Source organism: Escherichia sp. MOD1-EC6162, from assembly GCF_002965125.1.
GTDB lineage: Bacteria > Pseudomonadota > Gammaproteobacteria > Enterobacterales > Enterobacteriaceae > Escherichia > Escherichia marmotae.
Map to the genome: position 1 here is coordinate 97,785 of NZ_PTSB01000014.1, position 21,643 is coordinate 119,427.

Annotated in this window: 20 protein-coding genes, 1 pseudogene and 1 riboswitch; of the genes and pseudogenes, 11 read left to right on the forward strand and 10 right to left on the reverse strand. The window is 51.3% G+C overall.

Annotation, left to right across the window (positions count from 1 at the left end):
- Positions 1–115: 115 nt before the first annotated feature.
- Positions 116–889, forward strand: a complete 774-nt coding sequence (gene zupT, locus A9587_RS13605; RefSeq protein ID WP_000115865.1) for a zinc transporter ZupT — start codon at positions 116–118, stop codon at positions 887–889.
- A 57-nt stretch (positions 890–946) separates the two neighbouring features.
- On the opposite strand, the gene yqiD is transcribed toward zupT, so the two are convergent.
- Entirely contained in the window at positions 947–1,117 is a 171-nt protein-coding gene (gene yqiD / locus A9587_RS25455; protein ID WP_000469265.1) for a protein YqiD, read from the reverse strand.
- Positions 1,118–1,379: 262 nt separating this feature from the next.
- Positions 1,380–2,033: a 3,4-dihydroxy-2-butanone-4-phosphate synthase gene (gene ribB, locus A9587_RS13615; RefSeq protein WP_001076995.1), complete on the reverse strand. Its 654-nt coding sequence runs from the start codon at positions 2,031–2,033 to the stop codon at positions 1,380–1,382.
- A gap of 103 nt (positions 2,034–2,136) precedes the next feature.
- Positions 2,137–2,285, reverse strand: a riboswitch (FMN riboswitch).
- Positions 2,286–2,407: 122 nt separating this feature from the next.
- Between ribB and ubiK the strand changes: the two genes are divergently transcribed.
- The gene (gene ubiK / locus A9587_RS13620; RefSeq protein WP_001517114.1) at positions 2,408–2,707 is read left to right on the forward strand and encodes a ubiquinone biosynthesis accessory factor UbiK; all 300 of its coding nucleotides are present in this window, start codon (positions 2,408–2,410) and stop codon (positions 2,705–2,707) included.
- A gap of 33 nt (positions 2,708–2,740) precedes the next feature.
- On the opposite strand, the gene glgS is transcribed toward ubiK, so the two are convergent.
- Positions 2,741–2,941, reverse strand: a complete 201-nt coding sequence (gene glgS, locus A9587_RS13625; RefSeq protein ID WP_001517115.1) for a cell surface composition regulator GlgS — start codon at positions 2,939–2,941, stop codon at positions 2,741–2,743.
- Between the two features lie 268 nt (positions 2,942–3,209).
- Between glgS and A9587_RS13630 the strand changes: the two genes are divergently transcribed.
- The 3 genes from A9587_RS13630 (at position 3,210) to ibsE (ending at position 5,825) form a co-directional block, all read left to right on the forward strand.
- Positions 3,210–3,839: an OB-fold-containig protein gene (locus A9587_RS13630; RefSeq protein WP_105263504.1), complete on the forward strand. Its 630-nt coding sequence runs from the start codon at positions 3,210–3,212 to the stop codon at positions 3,837–3,839.
- Positions 3,840–3,865: 26 nt separating this feature from the next.
- Entirely contained in the window at positions 3,866–5,527 is a 1,662-nt protein-coding gene (locus A9587_RS13635) for a flotillin family protein (protein WP_000341014.1), read from the forward strand.
- A 238-nt stretch (positions 5,528–5,765) separates the two neighbouring features.
- Complete coding sequence (gene ibsE, locus A9587_RS13640; RefSeq protein WP_001387082.1) at positions 5,766–5,825, forward strand: type I toxin-antitoxin system Ibs family toxin; 60 nt, start codon at positions 5,766–5,768, stop codon at positions 5,823–5,825.
- Positions 5,826–5,943: 118 nt separating this feature from the next.
- Here ibsE and hldE read toward each other — a convergent pair whose 3' ends face one another.
- Genes hldE through ygiF form a run of 3 tightly spaced genes read right to left on the reverse strand, consistent with a single transcriptional unit; the run spans position 5,944 to position 11,589 of the window.
- A complete protein-coding gene (gene hldE / locus A9587_RS13645) occupies positions 5,944–7,377 on the reverse strand; it encodes a bifunctional D-glycero-beta-D-manno-heptose-7-phosphate kinase/D-glycero-beta-D-manno-heptose 1-phosphate adenylyltransferase HldE (RefSeq protein ID WP_000869164.1) in 1,434 nt (477 codons plus the stop codon).
- 47 nt (positions 7,378–7,424) lie between these two features.
- A complete protein-coding gene (glnE, locus tag A9587_RS13650) occupies positions 7,425–10,265 on the reverse strand; it encodes a bifunctional [glutamate--ammonia ligase]-adenylyl-L-tyrosine phosphorylase/[glutamate--ammonia-ligase] adenylyltransferase (RefSeq protein WP_010378851.1) in 2,841 nt (946 codons plus the stop codon).
- Positions 10,266–10,287: 22 nt separating this feature from the next.
- The gene (ygiF, locus tag A9587_RS13655; protein ID WP_000046322.1) at positions 10,288–11,589 is read right to left on the reverse strand and encodes an inorganic triphosphatase; all 1,302 of its coding nucleotides are present in this window, start codon (positions 11,587–11,589) and stop codon (positions 10,288–10,290) included.
- Between the two features lie 241 nt (positions 11,590–11,830).
- On the opposite strand from ygiF, the gene A9587_RS13665 reads away from it, so the two are divergent.
- Both A9587_RS13665 and cca read left to right on the forward strand, forming a co-directional pair.
- Entirely contained in the window at positions 11,831–12,451 is a 621-nt protein-coding gene (locus A9587_RS13665; protein ID WP_001125318.1) for a TIGR04211 family SH3 domain-containing protein, read from the forward strand.
- Positions 12,452–12,514: 63 nt separating this feature from the next.
- On the forward strand, positions 12,515–13,753 hold the full coding sequence (gene cca / locus A9587_RS13670) for a fused tRNA nucleotidyltransferase/2',3'-cyclic phosphodiesterase/2' nucleotidase/phosphatase Cca (protein WP_001517122.1): 1,239 nt from the start codon (positions 12,515–12,517) through the stop codon (positions 13,751–13,753).
- 181 nt (positions 13,754–13,934) lie between these two features.
- Here cca and bacA read toward each other — a convergent pair whose 3' ends face one another.
- Positions 13,935–14,756 carry an undecaprenyl-diphosphate phosphatase gene (gene bacA, locus A9587_RS13675; RefSeq protein WP_105263505.1) on the reverse strand — a complete coding sequence of 274 codons (822 nt, stop codon included), beginning with the start codon at positions 14,754–14,756 and terminating at the stop codon, positions 13,935–13,937.
- Between the two features lie 90 nt (positions 14,757–14,846).
- Positions 14,847–15,215 (reverse strand): bifunctional dihydroneopterin aldolase/7,8-dihydroneopterin epimerase, encoded by a 369-nt coding sequence (folB, locus tag A9587_RS13680; RefSeq protein WP_010378860.1) that lies wholly within the window; start codon positions 15,213–15,215, stop codon positions 14,847–14,849.
- Positions 15,216–15,320: 105 nt separating this feature from the next.
- Between folB and plsY the strand changes: the two genes are divergently transcribed.
- On the forward strand, positions 15,321–15,938 hold the full coding sequence (gene plsY, locus A9587_RS13685; protein WP_001272800.1) for a glycerol-3-phosphate 1-O-acyltransferase PlsY: 618 nt from the start codon (positions 15,321–15,323) through the stop codon (positions 15,936–15,938).
- Positions 15,939–15,982: 44 nt separating this feature from the next.
- Here plsY and tsaD read toward each other — a convergent pair whose 3' ends face one another.
- Entirely contained in the window at positions 15,983–16,996 is a 1,014-nt protein-coding gene (gene tsaD / locus A9587_RS13690) for a tRNA (adenosine(37)-N6)-threonylcarbamoyltransferase complex transferase subunit TsaD (protein WP_001264356.1), read from the reverse strand.
- 237 nt (positions 16,997–17,233) lie between these two features.
- Between tsaD and rpsU the strand changes: the two genes are divergently transcribed.
- The 3 genes from rpsU to rpoD all read left to right on the forward strand — a co-directional run bounded on the left by rpsU (position 17,234) and on the right by rpoD (position 21,341).
- The gene (gene rpsU / locus A9587_RS13700) at positions 17,234–17,449 is read left to right on the forward strand and encodes a 30S ribosomal protein S21 (RefSeq protein ID WP_001144069.1); all 216 of its coding nucleotides are present in this window, start codon (positions 17,234–17,236) and stop codon (positions 17,447–17,449) included.
- Between the two features lie 110 nt (positions 17,450–17,559).
- Positions 17,560–19,305 carry a DNA primase gene (dnaG, locus tag A9587_RS13705; protein WP_000918813.1) on the forward strand — a complete coding sequence of 582 codons (1,746 nt, stop codon included), beginning with the start codon at positions 17,560–17,562 and terminating at the stop codon, positions 19,303–19,305.
- A 194-nt stretch (positions 19,306–19,499) separates the two neighbouring features.
- Positions 19,500–21,341: an RNA polymerase sigma factor RpoD gene (gene rpoD, locus A9587_RS13715; protein WP_000437384.1), complete on the forward strand. Its 1,842-nt coding sequence runs from the start codon at positions 19,500–19,502 to the stop codon at positions 21,339–21,341.
- Between the two features lie 85 nt (positions 21,342–21,426).
- Here the strand turns inward: rpoD and A9587_RS13720 are convergent.
- A pseudogene (locus A9587_RS13720) lies at positions 21,427–21,643 on the reverse strand (IS4 family transposase); the annotation flags it as partial.

A 21,643-nucleotide genomic window follows, 5' to 3' on the forward strand; every position in this document is an offset into this window, starting at 1 on the left:
TTTGATATCCTCACAATACGCTTGTTCGGCGGAGTAAGAACCCGGATAACAATGATGATCATCATCAGTTATTTTGAAGATCCGCCTGAAGGTGAAGATTTATAAGGAGTAGTCGATGTCAGTACCTCTCATTCTGACCATACTGGCGGGGGCAGCCACGTTTATTGGCGCGTTTCTCGGCGTTCTCGGGCAAAAACCCTCGAACCGGCTACTGGCGTTTTCGCTAGGATTTGCAGCGGGGATCATGTTGCTTATCTCATTGATGGAGATGCTACCTGCCGCATTAGCCGCTGAAGGGATGTCCCCTGTTCTGGGCTATGGGATGTTTATCTTTGGTCTGCTGGGCTATTTTGGTCTGGACCGTATGTTACCGCATGCGCATCCGCAGGATTTAATGCAAAAATCGGTGCAACCGTTACCAAAATCGATCAAGCGTACTGCCATTCTGCTCACTCTTGGCATCAGTCTGCATAACTTCCCGGAAGGTATCGCTACCTTTGTAACGGCAAGCAGCAATCTGGAACTGGGCTTTGGCATCGCGCTGGCCGTTGCATTACACAATATTCCTGAAGGTCTGGCAGTGGCGGGTCCTGTTTATGCAGCTACGGGGTCAAAACGAACAGCGATTCTGTGGGCGGGAATTTCTGGGCTGGCGGAAATACTCGGCGGCATTCTGGCGTGGTTGATCCTCGGCAGCATGATTTCACCCGTCGTTATGGCGGCAATTATGGCGGCGGTGGCTGGGATTATGGTGGCGCTCTCTGTTGACGAATTAATGCCGTTAGCGAAAGAGATAGACCCCAATAATAACCCGAGCTATGGCGTGCTATGCGGAATGTCAGTGATGGGATTCAGTTTAGTGCTGCTACAAACGGCAGGAATTGGCTAAAAACAATTTCAGATGTTGTCCTGTACATGGACAACATCTGCTGGCTCCCATAAAGCCCTATTCTAGCTTTTCGGCCGTCTCTTCTCTCGTACTGTTTAAGTATTTGTTTCGCGCTTCCAGCAGTGCGTCTCTATCCTGGCGAAAAGCCCGACAATAACGTTTCAAATGCAGGAAATAACCCACTACAACCAGCGCAATCAATACAATCCAGTACCAGGCGATAAACATCCTTTTTACCCTTAATATTTAACAATACTAAACATTTGGCGCATAAATTTCACATACCCTTTTCGGATATATTCATATGGTCGCATAATAACGGAACAAATATATGATTTTGATCATAATGAAAAAGGTTGGCTGATATCAGTGAAATTTTTTCATAGAAAAAGAGGGGATATTTACATTCCGTCAGGTGAAGACAAAATAAAACCGAAGCCTGCTACCGCTTCGGTTTCTTTGATTATCGCGCCAGTTTAAGCAGCCGTTTTCAGCTAGCTTTACGCTCATGCGCCTGCCGATACGCCACCAAATCTTCAATGGTGACCAGCGCCATATTGTGTTTATTGGCAAATTCAATGCATTCTGGCGCACGCGCCATAGTGCCATCATCATTAGTCAATTCACACAGCACACCTGCTGGTTTAAAGCCTGCCAGCGTCACCAGATCGATAGTCGCTTCAGTATGACCACCGCGAGTCAGTACACCACCCGCCTGTGCACGCAATGGAAATACGTGACCCGGACGATTGAGGTCAGAGGGTTTCGCATCATCGGCAATGGCGGCACGAACGGTCGTAATACGATCAGCAGCAGAAACACCGGTAGTCACACCTTCAGCAGCTTCAATGGTTACAGTAAAACCGGTGCCATAGGCACTGGTGTTATTTTCTACCATCATTGGCAGATCAAGTTGTTTACGGCGATCCTCGGTAATGCACAGGCACACAATACCGCTACCGTGGCGGATGGTCAGCGCCATCTGCTCAACGGTCATGGTTTCTGCCGGGAAGATCATATCGCCTTCGTTTTCACGGTCTTCGTCATCAAGCACCATTACACCGCGTCCTTCACGCAGCGCAGCCAGTGCATTTTCAACACGTTCGAAAGGCGTACCAAAAGAGGAAAGTAGCGTCTGATTCATGGTAAAAAAACCTCACTAAAATTATGGTTACCAGAATCAGGGCAGTCTTAGGAGTGGCGGCATACAGCCAAAATAACGTGAGCGGGTCCATGCCCGACAGAATCGTTACTCTCTCCCATCCGGACTTTAACCGTCGGCCCCGGAATTACACCGGATCTGCTGTCCTTTGAGTTTGCACCCAAAGCGCTCGCGGGCTTTCAACTATGTTGATTTACCGCCGGTGGGGAATTTCGCCCCGCCCTGAGAATAAGCGAGATCACTATAACGCTAATGGCTAGCGGCAGCAACGCTGCAGGTTCACATAATTCTGGTTTATGCCTGTCTCTTATCGCACTACAATGTTACTCAATACCTATCAGTTCAGGGAAACTACAATGATTGACCCGAAAAAAATTGAGCAAATCGCTCGCCAGGTTCACGAATCGATGCCTAAAGGAATCAGGGAGTTCGGGGAAGATGTGGAGAAGAAAATCCGCCAAACCCTACAAGCGCAGTTGACGCGTCTCGATCTGGTAAGCCGTGAAGAATTCGACGTTCAGACGCAGGTCTTGTTACGGACTCGTGAGAAACTGGCATTGCTGGAACAGCGCATCAGTGAACTGGAAACACGCTGCACCCCGACAGCAGAAACTCAATCTCCACCAGCTATCCCACCAGTTGATAAGCCTGAATAAAATAAACAAAAACGGGCCAAATGGCCCGTAATATCAATGTTCTAATTCCAGTTCTCTTGGCTGTGTCATCTGCTGGCAATACCATGCATAGCGGGCGCAAAACCAGGTTCGATGTTCTTCATCCATATTACCGGTGACGGCCAGAATATCGACCGGGCGGCCTTCAGTATGCATTCTGGCAAAACTACGCGCCAGGAAATCGAAATTATTTAAAGAATTAAGACTATGATCCATAAGCACATCCTCCGGTTATCGCATACCTTTTAAGGCTATATGCTTTTTCTGATTTCAGTATTCCTTAATCAGTGTAGTGCCTTTAAACATAACGTGCGTAAATATATTGTTTCGGATCACACTTTTTATCGAAAAATAAAAAATAACATTAATGGACTTCCCCTTTTAAAACATCACTAACACATGTTATTATTAGCAAAAGCAAATGTAAGAAAGGAAACAATACCATTGTAAACAATGCGTCACTGAATGGACGATGGAGTGACAGATGATTTTATTTACCGACTATAACGCACCTTATCTTTTTGCTATTTCCTTTGTACTATTGATCGGTTTGTTGGAAATTATTGCCATTATCTGTGGTCATATGCTCTCCGGCGCTCTTGATGCACATCTTGATCATTACGATTCCATAACCACAGGTAATATTAGCCAGGCACTTCATTATCTCAATATTGGAAAACTGCCAGCCCTCGTCGTCCTCTGTCTGTTGGCAGGCTTTTTTGGCCTCATTGGCATTCTTCTTCAGCATGTCTGTGTCATGCTCTGGCAAACACCACTCCCAAACCTGTTCGTAGTTCCAGTTAGTTTACTGCTCACAATTATCATGGTGCATTATACCGGCAAGGTGATTGCGCCCTGGCTCCCTCGCGACCATAGTACTGCCATTACAGAAGAAGAATATATTGGCTGCATGGCGTTAATTACTGGTCATCAGGCCTCTTCCGGAAAACCCTGTGAAGGAAAACTCACTGATCAATTTGGTCAAATACACTATTTATTACTGGAACCCGAAAAAGGGATATTCTTCAATAAAGGCGATAAAGTATTAATTATTTGTCGACTTTCTACAACGCGGTATTTGGCTGAAAAAAATCCCTGGCCAAACATATTGTAATTATTTAATTAAAAGGAAATTTAATAATGGATGATATTGTCAACTTAGTTCCGTCATGGATGTTTACCGCGATTGTTGCCGTATGCATTCTATTTATTATCGGTATTATTTTCGCGCGGCTTTATCGTCGGGCATCCGCCGAGCAGGCATTTGTCCGTACCGGATTAGGCGGGCAAAAAGTAGTCATGAGCGGCGGCGCAATTGTTATGCCTATCTTCCATGAAATAATCCCCATCAATATGAATACATTGAAACTGGAAGTCAGTCGCTCGACAATTGATAGTCTGATCACGAAAGACCGTATGCGCGTCGATGTGGTTGTCGCTTTCTTTGTGCGCGTAAAACCTTCAGTTGAAGGAATTGCCACCGCAGCTCAGACGCTGGGGCAACGCACTCTGTCGCCTGAAGATTTACGTATGCTGGTCGAAGATAAATTCGTCGATGCCCTACGTGCGACAGCGGCACAAATGACGATGCATGAGTTGCAAGATACGCGCGAAAACTTCGTTCAGGGAGTGCAAAATACCGTTGCAGAAGACTTATCGAAAAACGGCCTGGAACTGGAAAGCGTGTCACTCACCAACTTTAACCAGACCTCCAAAGAACATTTCAACCCGAATAATGCCTTTGACGCTGAGGGTTTGACCAAGCTGACCCAGGAAACAGAACGTCGCCGCCGCGAACGTAACGAGGTTGAACAAGATGTAGAAGTTGCGGTTCGTGAAAAAAACCGTGATGCGCTGTCGCGGAAGCTGGAAATTGAACAGCAAGAAGCGTTTATGACCCTTGAGCAGGAGCAGCAGGTGAAAACCCGCACTGCCGAGCAGAACGCAAAAATTGCTGCTTTTGAAGCTGAACGTCGGCGTGAAGCAGAGCAAACGCGTATTCTTGCTGAACGTCAGATTCAGGAAACCGAAATCGACCGCGAGCAGGCCGTCCGCTCCAGAAAAGTTGAGGCTGAACGTGAAGTTCGCATTAAAGAAATCGAACAGCAACAAGTCACCGAAATCGCCAACCAAACGAAATCGATCGCCATTGCGGCCAAATCGGAACAACAATCGCAGGCAGAAGCCCGTGCCAATCTGGCTTTAGCAGAAGCAGTAAGCGCCCAGCAAAACGTAGAAACGACACGTCAGACCGCCGAAGCTGACCGTGCCAAGCAGGTAGCGCTGATTGCAGCAGCACAGGATGCGGAAACCAAAGCAGTTGAACTGACCGTGCGGGCGAAAGCAGAGAAAGAAGCTGCAGAAATGCAGGCGGCAGCCATTGTTGAGTTAGCCGAAGCTACGCGTAAAAAAGGCCTGGCAGAAGCAGAAGCGCAACGAGCGTTGAACGACGCCATCAACGTACTTTCTGACGAACAAACCAGCCTTAAATTCAAGCTGGCACTATTGCAGTCTCTGCCTGCTGTAATCGAGAAATCCGTTGAGCCGATGAAGTCTATTGACGGTATCAAGATTATTCAGGTCGATGGCTTGAATCGTGGCGGCGCTGCGGGTGATGCGACATCAGGCAGCGTTGGCGGAGGAAACCTGGCGGAGCAGGCATTATCAGCCGCTCTTTCTTACCGTACACAGGCACCGCTTATTGACTCTCTACTTAATGAAATCGGTGTTTCAGGCGGTTCGCTGGCGGCACTGACTTCACCATTGGCTTCATCGATTCCCGTCGCAGATAAAGTAGAATAAATCTTCTTATATTCACATCCCTGGCTCAAAAAGCCGGGGATTTTTTATATCTACGTTCCAGCAAAAAGTGCAAATGATCAGGCTGTTGCAGCGTTTTGCGTGACCGCTCGGGGAAGACCAAACTGCATCAGAGAAAGCATTGTGCGGGGTCTGTCACTCATCAACACTCGGAGAGTCAGTAAGGGGTTGAAACGGAAAAGCCCCTCCCAAGGAAGGGGCCTTATAGAAGGAAAGGGTTATGATGAAGTTCGTCATCATACTGGTTGTGTTGTTACTGTTAAGTTTCCCGACTTACTAACAACTCATCAGAGGGAGAGAAATCCTCCCTTACCCTTGTTCCTTTACCTTAGGTTGAAAAAACAACAGCGCCAATAGCTCTACCTGGCACGAAGCGAGATCTGCGAACCGCTTTCCAGTTAGCCTTTTTTATCCTGTTGGATCTTCTTGATGATGTTGGTTGTCGAGCAACCATCTTCGAAGTTGAGCACCAGCACTTCACCGCCGTTGGCCCAGACTTCTTTACTCCCGGCGATCTCTTCCGGTTTATAGTCGCCGCCTTTCACCAGCAGATCCGGCAGGATCCCGGCGATCAGGCGCTGCGGCGTATCTTCTTCAAATGATACCACCCAGTCGACCGCTTCCAGTGCGCCCAGTACAATCATGCGCTGTTCGAGCGGATTAACCGGACGAGAATCCCCTTTCAGCCGTTTAGTGGAGGCATCGCTGTTCACGGCGACAATCAAGCGGTCGCCCAGTTTACGGGCATTTGCCAGATAGGAGACATGCCCGGCATGCAAAATATCGAAGACGCCGTTGGTCATCACCACTTTTTCACCGCGTTTACGCGCCGCGGCTACAGCCAGCTTCAGTTCTTCTTCAGTCATCACGCCAAAGCCGGTGTCCGCACGTCCACGTACTGCGTTTTCCAGCTCGATCGGTGAAACCGTGGACGTCCCCAATTTACCGACAACAACGCCTGCTGCCGCATTCGCAAAGAAGCAAGCTTCTTCCAGTGAATTACCCGCAGCCAGCGTTGCCGCCAGCACGCCAATCACCGTATCGCCTGCGCCAGTTACGTCATAAACTTCCTGCGCCTGAGTTGGCATATGCAGCGGCGCTTTCCCCGGTTGCAGCAGTGTCATCCCCTGTTCGGAACGGGTTACCAGCAGCGCAGAGAGTTCATAATCGGCAATCAGTTTCATGCCGCGTTCAACAATCTCTTCTTCGGTCTTACATTTACCAACAACAGCTTCAAATTCAGAGAGATTCGGCGTCAGCAGTGTAGCGCCACGGTAACGTTCAAAATCAGTACCTTTTGGATCAATCAGCACCGGAACGCTCGCTTTACGCGCTAGTTGGATCATATGCTGTACGCTTGCCAGCGCGCCTTTGGCGTAGTCAGAAAGCACCAGCGCGCCAATCGAACCCAGCGCCTGATTAATCCGCTCGTGCAGTGGCTGCGGATCGACGCCTTCGAAACCTTCTTCAAAGTCCAGGCGGATAAGCTGTTGGTTACGGGAAAGCACCCGCAGTTTGGTAATGGTTGGATGCGTCGGCACAGAAACGAAGTCGCATTTTACGTTCACGTCCGCCAGTGATTTACTGAGCGCGCGCGCCGCATCATCAATACCTGTCAGCCCAACCAGACGCGCGTTAGCACCGAGAGAAGCGATGTTCATCGCCACGTTGGCTGCGCCGCCCGGACGTTCTTCAATGGTATTGACCTTAACCACAGGCACCGGCGCTTCCGGCGAAATACGACTGGTGGGGCCGTACCAGTAACGATCCAGCATCACATCACCAACCACCATCACTCCAGCACGTTCAAACTCTGGCAGCGTTACTTTCATTCCTGTCTCCTGAGAGATTCAAAATTTGCGCGCGATAATATCACACTTCATTCCTCCACCAGCCACTTCTGCCAGCTTGCCCGCACCAGTTCACGCTCTGCGGTGAAGCACTCATCCGGCACATGGCCCGGCAACTCCTGTAACGCCAGGTGGTGAAGTTCATCGCGAAGCGTAGTGTAAGCACGGGTTAGCGCCATCGCTTCCCGCTCTTCCATAATGTCGTTTTGCGCCAGCAGTTCCAGAATGCGCACGTTGTCTGACCAGCGCGTTAACTTTGGTTTTTCATGAGCGTAGCGCAACACCAGATATTGGGTAATAAATTCGATATCGGTAATTCCGCCCTCATCGGCTTTGATATCAAAGCGATCGCGATGTTTATTGCCGAGATGAGCGCGCATTTTCTCGCGCATTTCCCGCACTTCCGTTTGTAGGTTTTTACCTTCACGCGGCAGTGTCATAATTTCCCGACGCACCGCGTCGAATTGCGCTGTCAGTTGTGGATCGCCATACACCACACGCGCACGCACCAACGCCTGATGCTCCCACGTCCAGGCCTCGTTTTTCTGATAATCGGCAAACGCTTCTGTGGAGGTAACCAGCATTCCCGCCGCTCCGGACGGGCGCAGCCGCGCATCCACTTCATACAAAATGCCGGAAGAAGTACGTGTGCTGAACAGGTGCATAATGCGTTGCGCCAGACGCAGATAAAACTGCCGTCCGTCGATTTCCCGATCGCCGTCGGTCATTACATCCATCGGGCAATCGTGCAGGAAGATCAGATCAAGATCAGAACTGTAGCCTAACTCCCAGCCCCCCAGCTTACCGTAGCCGACCACCGCAAAACCGCGGCCTTCGCGTTCACTCAGGTGATTCGGTTTACCATAGCGGGCAACCATTTGTCCCCATGCTTGCTGTACCACAGCATCGATCATCGCCTCCGCCAGCCAGGTTAAGTGATCGCTCACTTTCATCACTGGCAGCGTTCCGGCAATATCCGCGGCAGCAATACGTAACAACTGTGCCTGTTTAAATTGACGCAACGCCTCAAGCTGCTGTTCTTCATCATCTTCTGGCACGCGCAGCAAATACTGGCGCAGTTCATCACGATATGCATCAGTCGCCGTCGGCTGGTAGAGCGTGTTCGGATCGAGCAGTTCATCCAGCAATAATGGATAACGCGCCAGTTGGCTGGCAATCATCGGAGATGCAGCGCACAGCGAAATCAAATGTTTAAGCGCCGCCGGAAATTCACTGAGCAACTCAAGATAAGTGGTACGAGTGACAATCCCCACCAACAAGGCGGTAATACGCGACAGCGTGACGGCGGCATCTTCACGCCCACAAACGTCACTCAGCAGATGCGGCATCAGATGGTCGAGTACCTGACGTCCGCGCGGCCCGATGGTACGTTTGTCTAACTCTTTACGGAAATCGGCAATCAGCGCCAGCACTTGTTTGCGATCATCCTCGCTAAGATGCGCCAGCACCGGCGTGGTGTCATCTTCCTGCAACGCATCCTGCCACAACTCACGCCACTGCTCCGATAGCGACTCTTCCTGAGTTTCGCTTTCGTCATCGCCAATCAGTTCGTTAAATACCCGGCGCACATTGGTCATATGTCCGATCAGCGCTCCGGTCAGTTGCAACCAGTCAGCGAAATCCATCGCCCACGCCAGCCGCGCACGGTTAAGCTCATCGGCTGGAAGCGTCTGGGTTTGTTCATCATTAATGCTTTGCAGCAAGTTTTCCAGACGACGCAGAAACAGATATGCCACTCGCAATTGTTCGGCATCGTTTTCAGAAAGCAGATGCAGCGCGGCAATGGCGCTGAGTGTTGGCAGTAAAGAGCGTGATTGCAGCGACGGTTCGCGCCCACCGCGAATGAGCTGAAACACCTGGACGATAAATTCAATTTCACGAATGCCACCGGCACCAAGTTTGATGTTGTCAGTAAGGCCACGACGGCGGACTTCACGGGCAATCATCCCTTTCATATTGCGTAGCGACTGGATCACGCTGAAATCGATGTAACGGCGGAAAACAAACGGACGCAGCATCGAACGCAATTCGTTAGCATAAACGCCATCGCTATCGCCCATAATCCGCGCCTTGACCATCGCGTAACGCTCCCAGTCACGCCCCTGTTCCTGGTAATAATCTTCCAGCGCCGCGAAACTCAGCACCAGCGGGCCACTTTCACCAAACGGGCGCAGCCGCATATCCACGCGATAGACAAAGCCATCTTGCGTCGGTTGATCCAGCACTTTAATCAGCCGCTGGCCCATGCGGGTAAAGAACTGAGCATTATCCAGTTCGCGGCGTCCTCCCTGCGTGCAACCATGTTCCGGCCAGGCAAAAATCAGATCGATATCCGAGGAGAAATTCAGTTCTCCACCACCCAGCTTACCCATGCCTAAAATCAGCAGCGGTTGCGCTTCGCCCTGCGCATTACACGGCGTTCCCCATTCGCGGCAGCAGGCGTCATACAGCCAGTCACGCGCCGCGACAATCAGCGTCTCCGCCAAATGGCTGAGTTGCTGCAAAATGTTCTCTTCCGCAACCAGCGCCAGTGTTTGCGCCCAGGCAATACGCACCATAATGCGCCGACGGAACAGCCGCAGTTCGCGCATTAAGCTGGCTTCATCGTTTACATCACTGAGCGCCTTCTGTAACCATGCAGCGTAATGCTGCCATTCGTCGGCCTGCGGTGGTTCGCTTTCCAGTTCCACCAACCACTCTGGATGCGCAATCACACTGTCCTGCACAAAATCACTGAAGGTAAGTACTGACTTCGCCTGTGAGCTAAGTGATTCCTCGGCTAAAGGCGCTGGCAGCCGCTCAACAACGGTCTGCCAGTACTGCTGTAACGGTGAAGAGAGCGGCTTCATACGCGATTTTATCCTTGCCTGATTAACGTTTTCCGCTGTGCAACCAGAACGGTTCCTGATTGTTTGCCTCATTACGGAAATGTTCAATTTCAATGCGTTGCCCGGTCGCAATAGCGTGACGCAGCCCCTGCCAGTTCTCCAGCCAGGCTTGCGCGACGAGAGGATCGTAATAACCTGCCAGCAGCAATACGGAGTCAATATCACGCGTAAGACGTGGCAACTGATCACGATAGCGATCGCCCAACGGCTGGCAAAAAACACTTTTCAGCTCAGCGGCGTGGCGGGAGAGATGGATATCAGCAAAGCGTTTAAAGGAATCACTCATTTTGCTCTGCGCTTTGCTATCTAAAAACGGCTGCCAGGCTTTGCTTACCAGCCATTCGGTCAACGCCAGTTTCGCCATTGCCGTTTCGGTAGAGTAGACAGCCGTTACGGCAGAAACCGCAGAAACAATTGTCGCTTCACATTGGGTCAGCAGATCACGTAAGTGAGTGCTCGCTTTACGTGGGACAATGCCACCGAACAGCATCAGCGTATGACGAACCAGGCCGATGGCTGCCAACACTTGCTCTTTCGCCGCATCGTTGCCGCGTACCCACAGCTCCTCATGATACTGCCATTGCGCTAATGCCAGCTCCAGCGCCGCTTCCAGCCCCTGCTCGACATCCGCTTTTGCCGCAACATGCAGAATAGAGGTGGGTTTAATTTCACGCGCAGGATTGCCCTGTGCCAGGTGATAACCACGTGCGGCTTTGCTCAGGCTGCCCTGACGCAATCCGGTTTGCGATACCAGTTGGCTCGCCAGTTTCAGCACCGCGCGCGTTTCACCGCTAAGTAATTCCAGCTCCAGTTCGCAGATGGGTTCAGCAAATTCACCGGCTTTCACTTCCCCCAAATCGAGGGCAATCTCAATCTGGCTGCCATCAACATCTACCAACCATTTTTCGCGATAAAAATCAGTGCTGAACAGCGGCTGTACGCGGGAAGCAAGATCGGCAGGTAATTCATTGTTTGGCCAGACTTCTACTGGAAACTGTGCCAGATCGAGGTTCGCCTCACTCAACGCAACGTTATATTCCGGTCGCTGGTGTAACCCGCCCGTTACCCGCCCGGCAACTTTCATGGTCATCTCATAGCGACCATTTTCGCCACGAATACGCAGGCCCATATCGTGCCCACGCAGCCAGTTATCCGGCGTTTCGTAGTAGACGTTGAGCAACTGCACGGGGTCATGATGCTCACCGCCCAGCGTATTGAGATGGTCACGCAACGCCTCAACGGCACTGTGATTAACAATAAACTTTAATTCGATTTCCTGAGCCATGGCCTTTACTTATCGGTTATGTCACATAAGTGACGATGAACGGCGAACTAAATGCGATCTTTTTTGTCAGTAGATAGTATTTTGCGCCAAATTGCCATGCAACGAGCATTTTGACGGGCGTAAAAGTTTGAAACAGTGGCAAGAGCTGACACAGAGGATTCCGATTGATGCCGAATGCTTTGCGTAGCGACACTGATGCCACTACTATCGTTCCACTTTCCATGACAATAACGACAGCCTGATGCCAAAATTACGCCTGATCGCACTAACTTTACTCGCGCTTAGCGCCACTGCCGTCTCTCACGCGGAAGAAAAGCGCTATGTTTCTGACGAACTGAATACCTGGGTCCGCAGTGGCCCGGGAGATAATTATCGCCTCGTGGGCACGGTTAACGCCGGTGAGGAAGTGACATTATTACAAACTGACGCCAACACCAGTTACGCCCAGGTGAAAGACAGCTCTGGTCGTACCGCCTGGATCCCGTTGAAACAACTTAGCACAGAGCCAAGTCTACGCTCCCGTGTGCCAGATCTGGAAAATCAGGTCAAAACCCTGACCAATAAGCTCACTAATATCGATAACACCTGGAATCAGCGCACGGCAGAAATGCAGCAGAAAGTGGCGCAGAGCGACAGCGTGATCAACGGGTTAAAAGAAGAAAATCAGAAGCTGAAAAACGAACTGATTGTCGCCCAGAAAAAAGTTGATGCCGCCAGCGTGCAACTGGATGACAAACAGCGCACCATCATCATGCAGTGGTTTATGTATGGTGGCGGCGTGCTGGGGCTTGGCTTGCTGCTCGGTCTGGTATTGCCGCACCTGATCCCAACGCGCAAACGTAAAGATCGCTGGATGAACTAAATCGCCTTCTTCGTCACACTATCTTATTATTAGGAATTGTGTATTTGACGAAGGGAAAATGGCGTGAAGATTTATCTGGTCGGTGGTGCGGTTCGGGATGCGTTATTAGGGCTACCGGTCAAAGACAGAGATTGGGTGGTTGTCGGCAGCACGCCACAACAGATGCTTGACGCGGGCTACCAGCAGGTAGGCCGCGATTTTCCTGTTTTTCTGCATCCGCAAACGCATGAAGAGTATGCGCTGGCGCGTACCGAGCGGAAATCCGGTTCGGGATACACAGGTTTTACCTGTTATGCCGCGCCTGATGTCACGCTGGAAGATGATCTTCAGCGTCGCGATCTGACTATCAATGCGCTGGCCCAGGATGATGACGGCGATATTATCGATCCGTACAACGGTCTGGGCGATCTGCAAAGCCGTCTTCTGCGCCATGTTTCCCCCGCTTTTGGCGAGGATCCGCTACGCGTGCTACGCGTAGCGCGTTTTGCCGCACGTTATGCTCATCTCGGTTTTCGTATTGCCGATGAAACAATGACGTTGATGCGCGAGATGACCCACGCGGGTGAACTGGAACACCTGACGCCCGAACGCGTGTGGAAAGAAACTGAAAGCGCCCTCACAACCCGCAATCCACAGGTGTTCTTTCAGGTACTACGCGATTGCGGCGCATTACGCGTTTTATTCCCGGAGATCGACGCGTTGTTTGGTGTCCCCGCTCCGGCGAAATGGCACCCGGAAATCGATACTGGTATTCACACCTTAATGACACTCTCAATGGCGGCGATGCTAAGTCCGCAGGTCGATGTCCGTTTCGCAACGTTATGCCACGATCTCGGTAAAGGGCTAACGCCGCCGGAGCTGTGGCCACGTCATCATGGTCATGGTCCGGCAGGCGTGAAATTAGTAGAACAATTGTGCCAGCGCCTGCGCGTCCCTAATGAAATCCGCGATTTAGCCAAACTGGTCGCGGAGTTTCACGATCTCATCCACACCTTCCCAATGCTGAATCCGAAAACCATCGTCAAATTGTTTGATTCCATCGATGCCTGGCGTAAACCGCAGCGTGTCGAGCAACTGGCGCTGACCAGCGAGGCAGACGTGCGCGGTCGAACCGGTTTTGAAGCGGCAGATTACCCACAAGGACGCTGGTTACGTGAAGCGTGGGAAGTAGCGCAGTCAGTACCAACAAAGGCGGTTGTTGACGCGGGATTTAAAGGCGTGGAGATCCGCGAGGAGCTGACACGACGCCGAATTGCGGCGGTGGCTACCTGGAAGGAACAACGTTGCCCAAAGCCTGAATAAGTTTTGGGCATTTTGCCGGATGCGGCATAAACGCCTTATCCGGCTACATGTCAACGACGGTTGTAGGCCTGATAAGACGCGCAAGCGTCGCATCAGGCGTTGATTGCCGGATGCGGCGTGAACGACTTATCCGGCCTACGCAATCGTGGACAATTCCAGGCATCCGACACTGTTCTTCACATCAAAAGAACACAACGTACACCGCAGCCGCCACAATAAAGCGATAAATGGCGAACGGGATAAACGAAATCCGCTTAATTAATTGCAGGAAGGTTTTAATCGCAATCAGCGCCACCACAAAGGCGGTGAAAAACCCAACGGCAAACATCGGGATATCACCGGTTGTCAGGAACCCCCAACTTTTATAGAGATCGAGCGCCGTTGCGCCCATCATCATCGGCACCGCCAGCAGGAACGAGAACTCAGAAGCGGCGTAACGACTCACGCCCATCAGCATCCCACCAGAAATAGTCGCTCCGGAGCGGGAGAAACCCGGCCACAGCGCCAGACACTGGAAACAGCCAATCATAAACGCCTGACGATATGTCATATCATCCAGACCCGGCGCGCGCGGCTCTTTCGGCTTCAGGCATTCCGCGGCAATCAACAATAGACCGCCAACGACCAGCGCGTACATGACATTTATCGGGTTAAACAATGACTTAATCGTATCGTGGAATAACAGCCCCAGGACAACTGCCGGGAGCATCCCCAGTAAAATGTGGATCAGCGTTAACCGGCCTTTGCTTTCTCCTTCGCGCTGCAATGGACGGCCAAAATGAATGCCAATCAGGCCAAACAAACGCCGCCAGAACATGACAACCACAGCCAGAATCGATCCTAACTGGATAACGACTTCAAAGGTTTTCGCCGTATCGCCCTCAAATCCCAACAAATGACCGACAATAATCATGTGGCCCGTGCTGGATACCGGCAGAAATTCTGTCAATCCTTCGACCACACCCAATATTGCCGCTATCAGCAGCGAGTGCATATCGCTCATCAATAAACCCCTAAATTATAAAAATATACCGCTTGTCCAAACTACTGCAGTATGACCCGCTTATAACCATTTGGTTTAACAGCTATAAAATTAATTATTCTCTTTCAGATTATTGCCACGCTCAATGATTACGCCAACATTAACAGCGCGCGCCACTGCACCTGGCTTGCTGAGTTTGATGCGCACCCACGGAGAGTTAAAGCGAGTCAGTAGCAATTCCGCCACTTCTTCCGCCACGCGTTCCACTAACGCAAAACGCGCCCCCTCGACGTGGCTAACCACCGTTTCTGCGATGTCTGCGTAGCTGAGGCAGTCCGCCACATCATCGCTTTTCGCCGCTTTACGGTTATCCCACGCCATTTCGATATCGAACACCAGCTTCTGCTCGATGGTCTGTTCCCAGTCGTAAACACCAATAGTGGTGATTACCGAAAGTTGCTCTATAAATACAATATCCATCACGACCTGCTCGCTTTTTGGCTAACCCGGATACCACTTCCGGCGAAATGTGCGTATTATCCACGGATTCATCGTTAAACACGAATTTTCAAAACGGAACAGCTTATGAGTGCAATCGCGCCTGGAATGATCCTCATCGCGTACCTCTGCGGCTCCATTTCCAGTGCCATTCTGGTTTGCCGCTTGTGTGGTCTGCCCGATCCGCGAACCAGCGGCTCCGGTAATCCTGGCGCAACCAATGTATTACGTATCGGTGGCAAGGGAGCAGCCGTAGCAGTACTGATTTTCGACGTTCTGAAAGGAATGTTGCCCGTTTGGGGCGCGTATGTATTAGGTGTCAGCCCCTTCTGGTTAGGCTTAATTGCCATAGCTGCCTGTCTTGGACATATCTGGCCGGTTTTCTTCGGTTTTAAAGGGGGGAAAGGCGTTGCCACCGCTTTTGGTGCAATAGCCCCGATTGGCTGGGATTTAACGGGCGTGATGGCGGGAACCTGGCTGCTTACCGTGCTATTGAGTGGATATTCGTCGCTGGGGGCGATTGTCAGCGCGCTGATTGCTCCGTTTTATGTCTGGTGGTTTAAGCCACAATTCACCTTCCCGGTTTCGATGCTCTCTTGCCTGATCCTGCTGCGTCATCATGACAACATCCAGCGTCTGTGGCGTCACCAAGAGACAAAAATCTGGACGAAATTCAAAAGAAAGCGCGAAAAAGATCCTGAGTGATTTTTCAGCCCGTGCTTATCCTTTTCACAGGCTGAATCATAGCCTTACGCAGCCGGTAACTCTGCCAGTGGCCAGCGCGGACGCACACTCACGCCGAGATCCGCCGTCGCGCCTGCTTTAAACCGCACCATTCCGGCATAGGCGATCATCGCGCCGTTATCGGTACAAAACTCCGGACGCGCGTAGAATACCTCGCCACGACGCTTTTTCATCATTTCCGCCAGTTTCGCCCGCAGCGTGCGGTTAGCACTCACGCCGCCTGCCATGACCAGTCGCTTAAAGCCCGTCTGATCCAGCGCTCGCTTACACTTAATCATCAACGTATCGACCACCGCATCTTCAAAAGCGCGAGCGATATCAGCACGCGTCTGGTCGTCGGTGCCGTTGTCACGAATGGTATTTGCCGCGAAGGTTTTCAGGCCAGAGAAGCTGAAATCCAACCCCGGACGGTCGGTCATCGGACGCGGGAAGACAAAGCGCCCGGCAGTACCCTGGGCGGCCATTTTCGACAGTAACGGCCCGCCTGGATAATCCAGCCCCAGCAGCTTCGCGGTCTTATCAAACGCTTCCCCGGCAGCGTCATCAATGGACTCACCGAGCAACTCGTACTGACCAATACCAGTGACGCTGATTAACTGCGTATGACCGCCGGAAACCAGCAGCGCGACAAACGGAAATTCCGGTGGGTTATCTTCCAGCATCGGCGCTAACAGATGCCCTTCCATATGGTGTACCGGGATCGCCGGAACGCCCCAGGCAAACGCCAGCGAACGCCCAACCGTTGCGCCAACCAACAGCGCGCCGACTAATCCAGGGCCTGCGGTATAGGCCACTGCATCAATATCTTTTGCTGTCAGCCCGGACTCTTTCAGCGCCGCCTGGATCAACGGTACGGTTTTACGCACGTGATCGCGGGAGGCCAGTTCAGGCACTACGCCGCCGTAGTCAGCGTGTAATTTCACCTGACTATACAATTGGTTGGCTAACAAACCTTTTTCATCGTCGTAAATGGCGATGCCGGTTTCATCGCAAGAAGTTTCAATACCCAGTACACGCATGACTTGTTTTACCTCGCTTTATTACCGCGCAGTGTAGGACCAATGCGGGTTGATGTAAAACTTTGTTCGCCCCTGGAGAAAGCCTCGTGTATACTCCTCACCCTTATAAAAGTCCCTTTCAAAAAAGGCCGCGGTGCTTTACAAAGCAGCAGCAATTGCAGTAAAATTCCGCACCATTTTGAAATAAGCTGGCGTTGATGCCAGCGGCAAACCGAATTAATCAAAGGTGAGAGGCACATGCCGGTAATTAAAGTACGTGAAAACGAGCCGTTCGACGTAGCTCTGCGTCGCTTCAAGCGTTCCTGCGAAAAAGCAGGTGTTCTGGCGGAAGTTCGTCGTCGTGAATTCTATGAAAAACCGACTACCGAACGTAAGCGCGCTAAAGCTTCTGCAGTGAAACGTCACGCGAAGAAACTGGCTCGCGAAAACGCACGCCGTACTCGTCTGTACTAATTCCCCGAGAGCGTTGCTCTCCGATCAGACCGAGTTGTAGTTGTAAGGCCGTGCTTCCGAAAGGAATGCGCGGCTTATTTTCGTTTATGAATTGCTAAAAATCGGGGCCTATGGCTGGACGAATCCCACGCGTATTCATTAATGATCTGCTGGCGCGCACTGACATCGTCGATCTGATCGATGCTCGTGTGAAGCTAAAAAAGCAGGGCAAGAATTTTCACGCGTGTTGTCCATTCCACAACGAAAAAACCCCGTCCTTCACCGTCAACGGTGAGAAACAGTTTTACCACTGCTTTGGATGTGGCGCGCACGGCAACGCGATCGACTTTCTGATGAACTACGACAAACTCGAGTTCGTCGAAACGGTCGAAGAGTTGGCGGCAATGCACAATCTTGAAGTGCCATTTGAAGCAGGCAGCGGCCCCAGCCAGATAGAGCGCCATCAACGGCAAACTCTTTATCAGTTGATGGACGGTCTGAATACGTTTTACCAACAATCTTTACAGCAACCTGTTGCTACATCTGCGCGCCAGTATCTGGAAAAACGCGGATTAAGCCATGAGGTAATCGCCCGTTTTGCGATTGGTTTTGCGCCCCCCGGCTGGGACAACGTCCTGAAACGGTTTGGCGACAATCCAGAAAATCGCCAGTCATTGATTGATGCAGGCATGTTGGTAACCAACGATCAGGGTCGCAGTTACGATCGTTTCCGCGAGCGGGTGATGTTCCCCATTCGCGATAAACGCGGTCGGGTGATTGGTTTTGGTGGGCGCGTGCTGGGCAACGATACCCCAAAATACCTGAACTCGCCGGAAACTGATATTTTCCATAAAGGCCGCCAGCTTTACGGTCTTTATGAAGCGCAGCAGGATAACGCTGAACCCCAGCGTCTGTTGGTGGTCGAAGGCTATATGGACGTGGTTGCTCTGGCGCAATACGGTATTAATTACGCCGTTGCATCGTTGGGTACATCGACCACTGCCGATCACATTCAGTTGTTGTTCCGCGCGACCAACAATGTCATTTGCTGTTATGACGGCGACCGCGCAGGTCGTGATGCCGCGTGGCGAGCGTTAGAAACTGCGCTGCCCTATATGACAGATGGTCGTCAGCTACGCTTTATGTTTTTACCGGATGGCGAAGACCCTGACACGCTGGTACGCAAAGAAGGTAAAGAGGCGTTTGAAGCGCGTATGGAGCAGGCCATGCCGCTCTCTGCGTTTCTGTTTAACAGCCTGATGCCGCAAGTTGATCTGAGCACACCTGACGGGCGTGCGCGTTTAAGTACGTTGGCGCTGCCGCTGATTTCTCAGGTGCCCGGAGAAACATTGCGCATCTATCTTCGTCAGGAATTAGGCAACAAGTTAGGCATACTTGATGACAGCCAGCTTGAACGATTAATGCCGAAAGCAGCGGAGAACGGTGTTTCTCGTCCTGTTCCGCAGCTAAAACGCACGACCATGCGTATACTTATAGGGTTGCTGGTGCAAAATCCAGAATTAGCGACGTTAGTCCCGCCGCTGGAAAATCTGGATCAAAATAAGCTCCCCGGACTTGGCTTATTCAGAGAACTGGTCAACACTTGTCTCTCTCAGCCAGGTCTGACCACCGGGCAACTTTTAGAGCACTATCGTGGCACAAATAATGCTGCCACCCTTGAAAAACTGTCGATGTGGGACGATATAGCAGATAAGAATATTGCTGAGCAAACCTTCACCGACTCACTCAACCATATGTTTGATTCGTTGCTTGAACTGCGCCAGGAAGAGTTAATCGCTCGTGAGCGCACGCATGGTCTAAGTAATGAAGAACGCCTGGAACTCTGGACATTAAACCAGGAGCTGGCGAAAAAGTGATTTAACGGCTTAAGTGCCGAATAGCGATCGGGAAGCCCCCGACAGCCGCACTGAGAGGCAGCGGCAATGATATAAGTACGCCCTCGTAATTATCGTTGGCGGTAAACAACCGTTGGATTTCAGCATTAATATCTGAATGATATCCGGTCAATCGCCCAACACCAACCTCATGAAATAAGTGTGGATACCGTCTTATGGAGCAAAACCCGCAGTCACAGCTAAAACTTCTTGTCACCCGTGGTAAGGAGCAAGGCTATCTGACCTATGCCGAGGTCAATGACCATCTGCCGGAAGATATCGTCGATTCCGATCAGATCGAAGACATCATCCAAATGATCAATGACATGGGCATTCAGGTGATGGAAGAAGCGCCGGATGCCGATGATCTGATGCTGGCTGAAAACACAGCAGACGAAGATGCTGCCGAAGCCGCCGCACAGGTGCTTTCCAGCGTGGAATCTGAAATCGGGCGCACGACTGACCCGGTACGCATGTACATGCGTGAAATGGGCACCGTTGAACTGTTGACCCGCGAAGGCGAAATTGACATCGCTAAACGCATCGAAGACGGGATCAACCAGGTTCAATGCTCCGTTGCTGAATATCCAGAAGCGATTACCTATCTGCTGGAACAGTACGATCGCGTTGAAGCGGAAGAAGCACGTCTGTCCGATCTGATCACCGGCTTTGTCGATCCGAACGCAGAAGAAGAACTGGCACCAACCGCCACTCACGTCGGTTCAGAGCTTTCTCAGGAAGATCTGGACGATGACGAAGATGAAGACGAAGAAGATGCCGACGACGACAGCGCCGACGATGACAACAGCATCGACCCGGAACTGGCTCGCGAAAAATTTGCTGAACTGCGTGCCCAGTATGTTGTAACGCGCGACACCATCAAAGCGAAAGGCCGCAGTCACGCAGCCGCTCAGGAAGAGATCCTGAAACTGTCTGAAGTGTTCAAACAGTTCCGCCTGGTGCCGAAGCAGTTTGACTACCTGGTCAACAGCATGCGCGTCATGATGGATCGCGTTCGTACACAAGAACGTCTGATCATGAAGCTCTGCGTTGAGCAGTGCAAAATGCCGAAGAAAAACTTCATCACCCTGTTTACCGGCAACGAAACCAGCGATACCTGGTTCAATGCAGCGATTGCGATGAACAAACCGTGGTCGGAAAAACTGCACGATGTCTCTGAAGAAGTGCATCGCGCCCTGCAGAAACTGCAGCAAATTGAAGAAGAAACCGGCCTGACCATTGAGCAGGTTAAAGACATCAACCGCCGTATGTCCATCGGTGAAGCGAAAGCCCGCCGTGCGAAGAAAGAGATGGTTGAAGCGAACTTACGTCTGGTTATTTCTATCGCCAAGAAATATACCAACCGTGGCTTGCAGTTCCTCGATCTGATTCAGGAAGGCAACATCGGTCTGATGAAAGCGGTTGATAAGTTCGAATACCGTCGTGGTTATAAGTTCTCCACCTACGCAACCTGGTGGATCCGTCAGGCGATCACCCGCTCTATCGCGGATCAGGCGCGCACCATTCGTATTCCGGTGCATATGATTGAGACTATCAACAAGCTCAACCGTATTTCTCGCCAGATGCTGCAAGAGATGGGCCGCGAGCCGACGCCGGAAGAACTGGCTGAACGTATGTTGATGCCGGAAGATAAGATCCGTAAAGTGCTGAAGATCGCCAAAGAGCCAATCTCCATGGAAACGCCGATCGGTGATGATGAAGATTCGCATCTGGGGGATTTCATCGAGGATACCACCCTCGAACTACCGCTGGATTCTGCGACCACCGAAAGCCTGCGTGCGGCAACGCACGACGTGCTGGCTGGCCTGACCGCGCGTGAAGCGAAAGTTCTGCGTATGCGTTTCGGTATCGACATGAACACCGACCACACGCTGGAAGAAGTGGGTAAACAGTTCGACGTTACCCGTGAACGTATCCGTCAGATCGAAGCGAAGGCGCTGCGCAAACTGCGTCACCCGAGCCGTTCTGAAGTGCTGCGTAGCTTCCTGGACGATTAATCTGTAGGCCGGATAACACGTTCACGTCATATCCGGCACTCGTCTTGCTACTCTAACGCCACCTTTCTGGTGTAATGCCAGTCAGTTAAGCAACTGACTGGCTCTTTTTCGGGGCTGTGGGGTATTTCCAGGGCCTCTCCTTCACCACTCTCGGGAAGGCCCTTTCCCTTCTTGTCGGTAATTTCACAAGTTGTCCCATACTTGCAAGATCGCGCATCAGCTCCGGTATACGTCCCGGTGAAGCGCCCTGCAATGTCATCAGCATTCTCATCACCATTCCGCATGATTCTGAGAAACTCAGT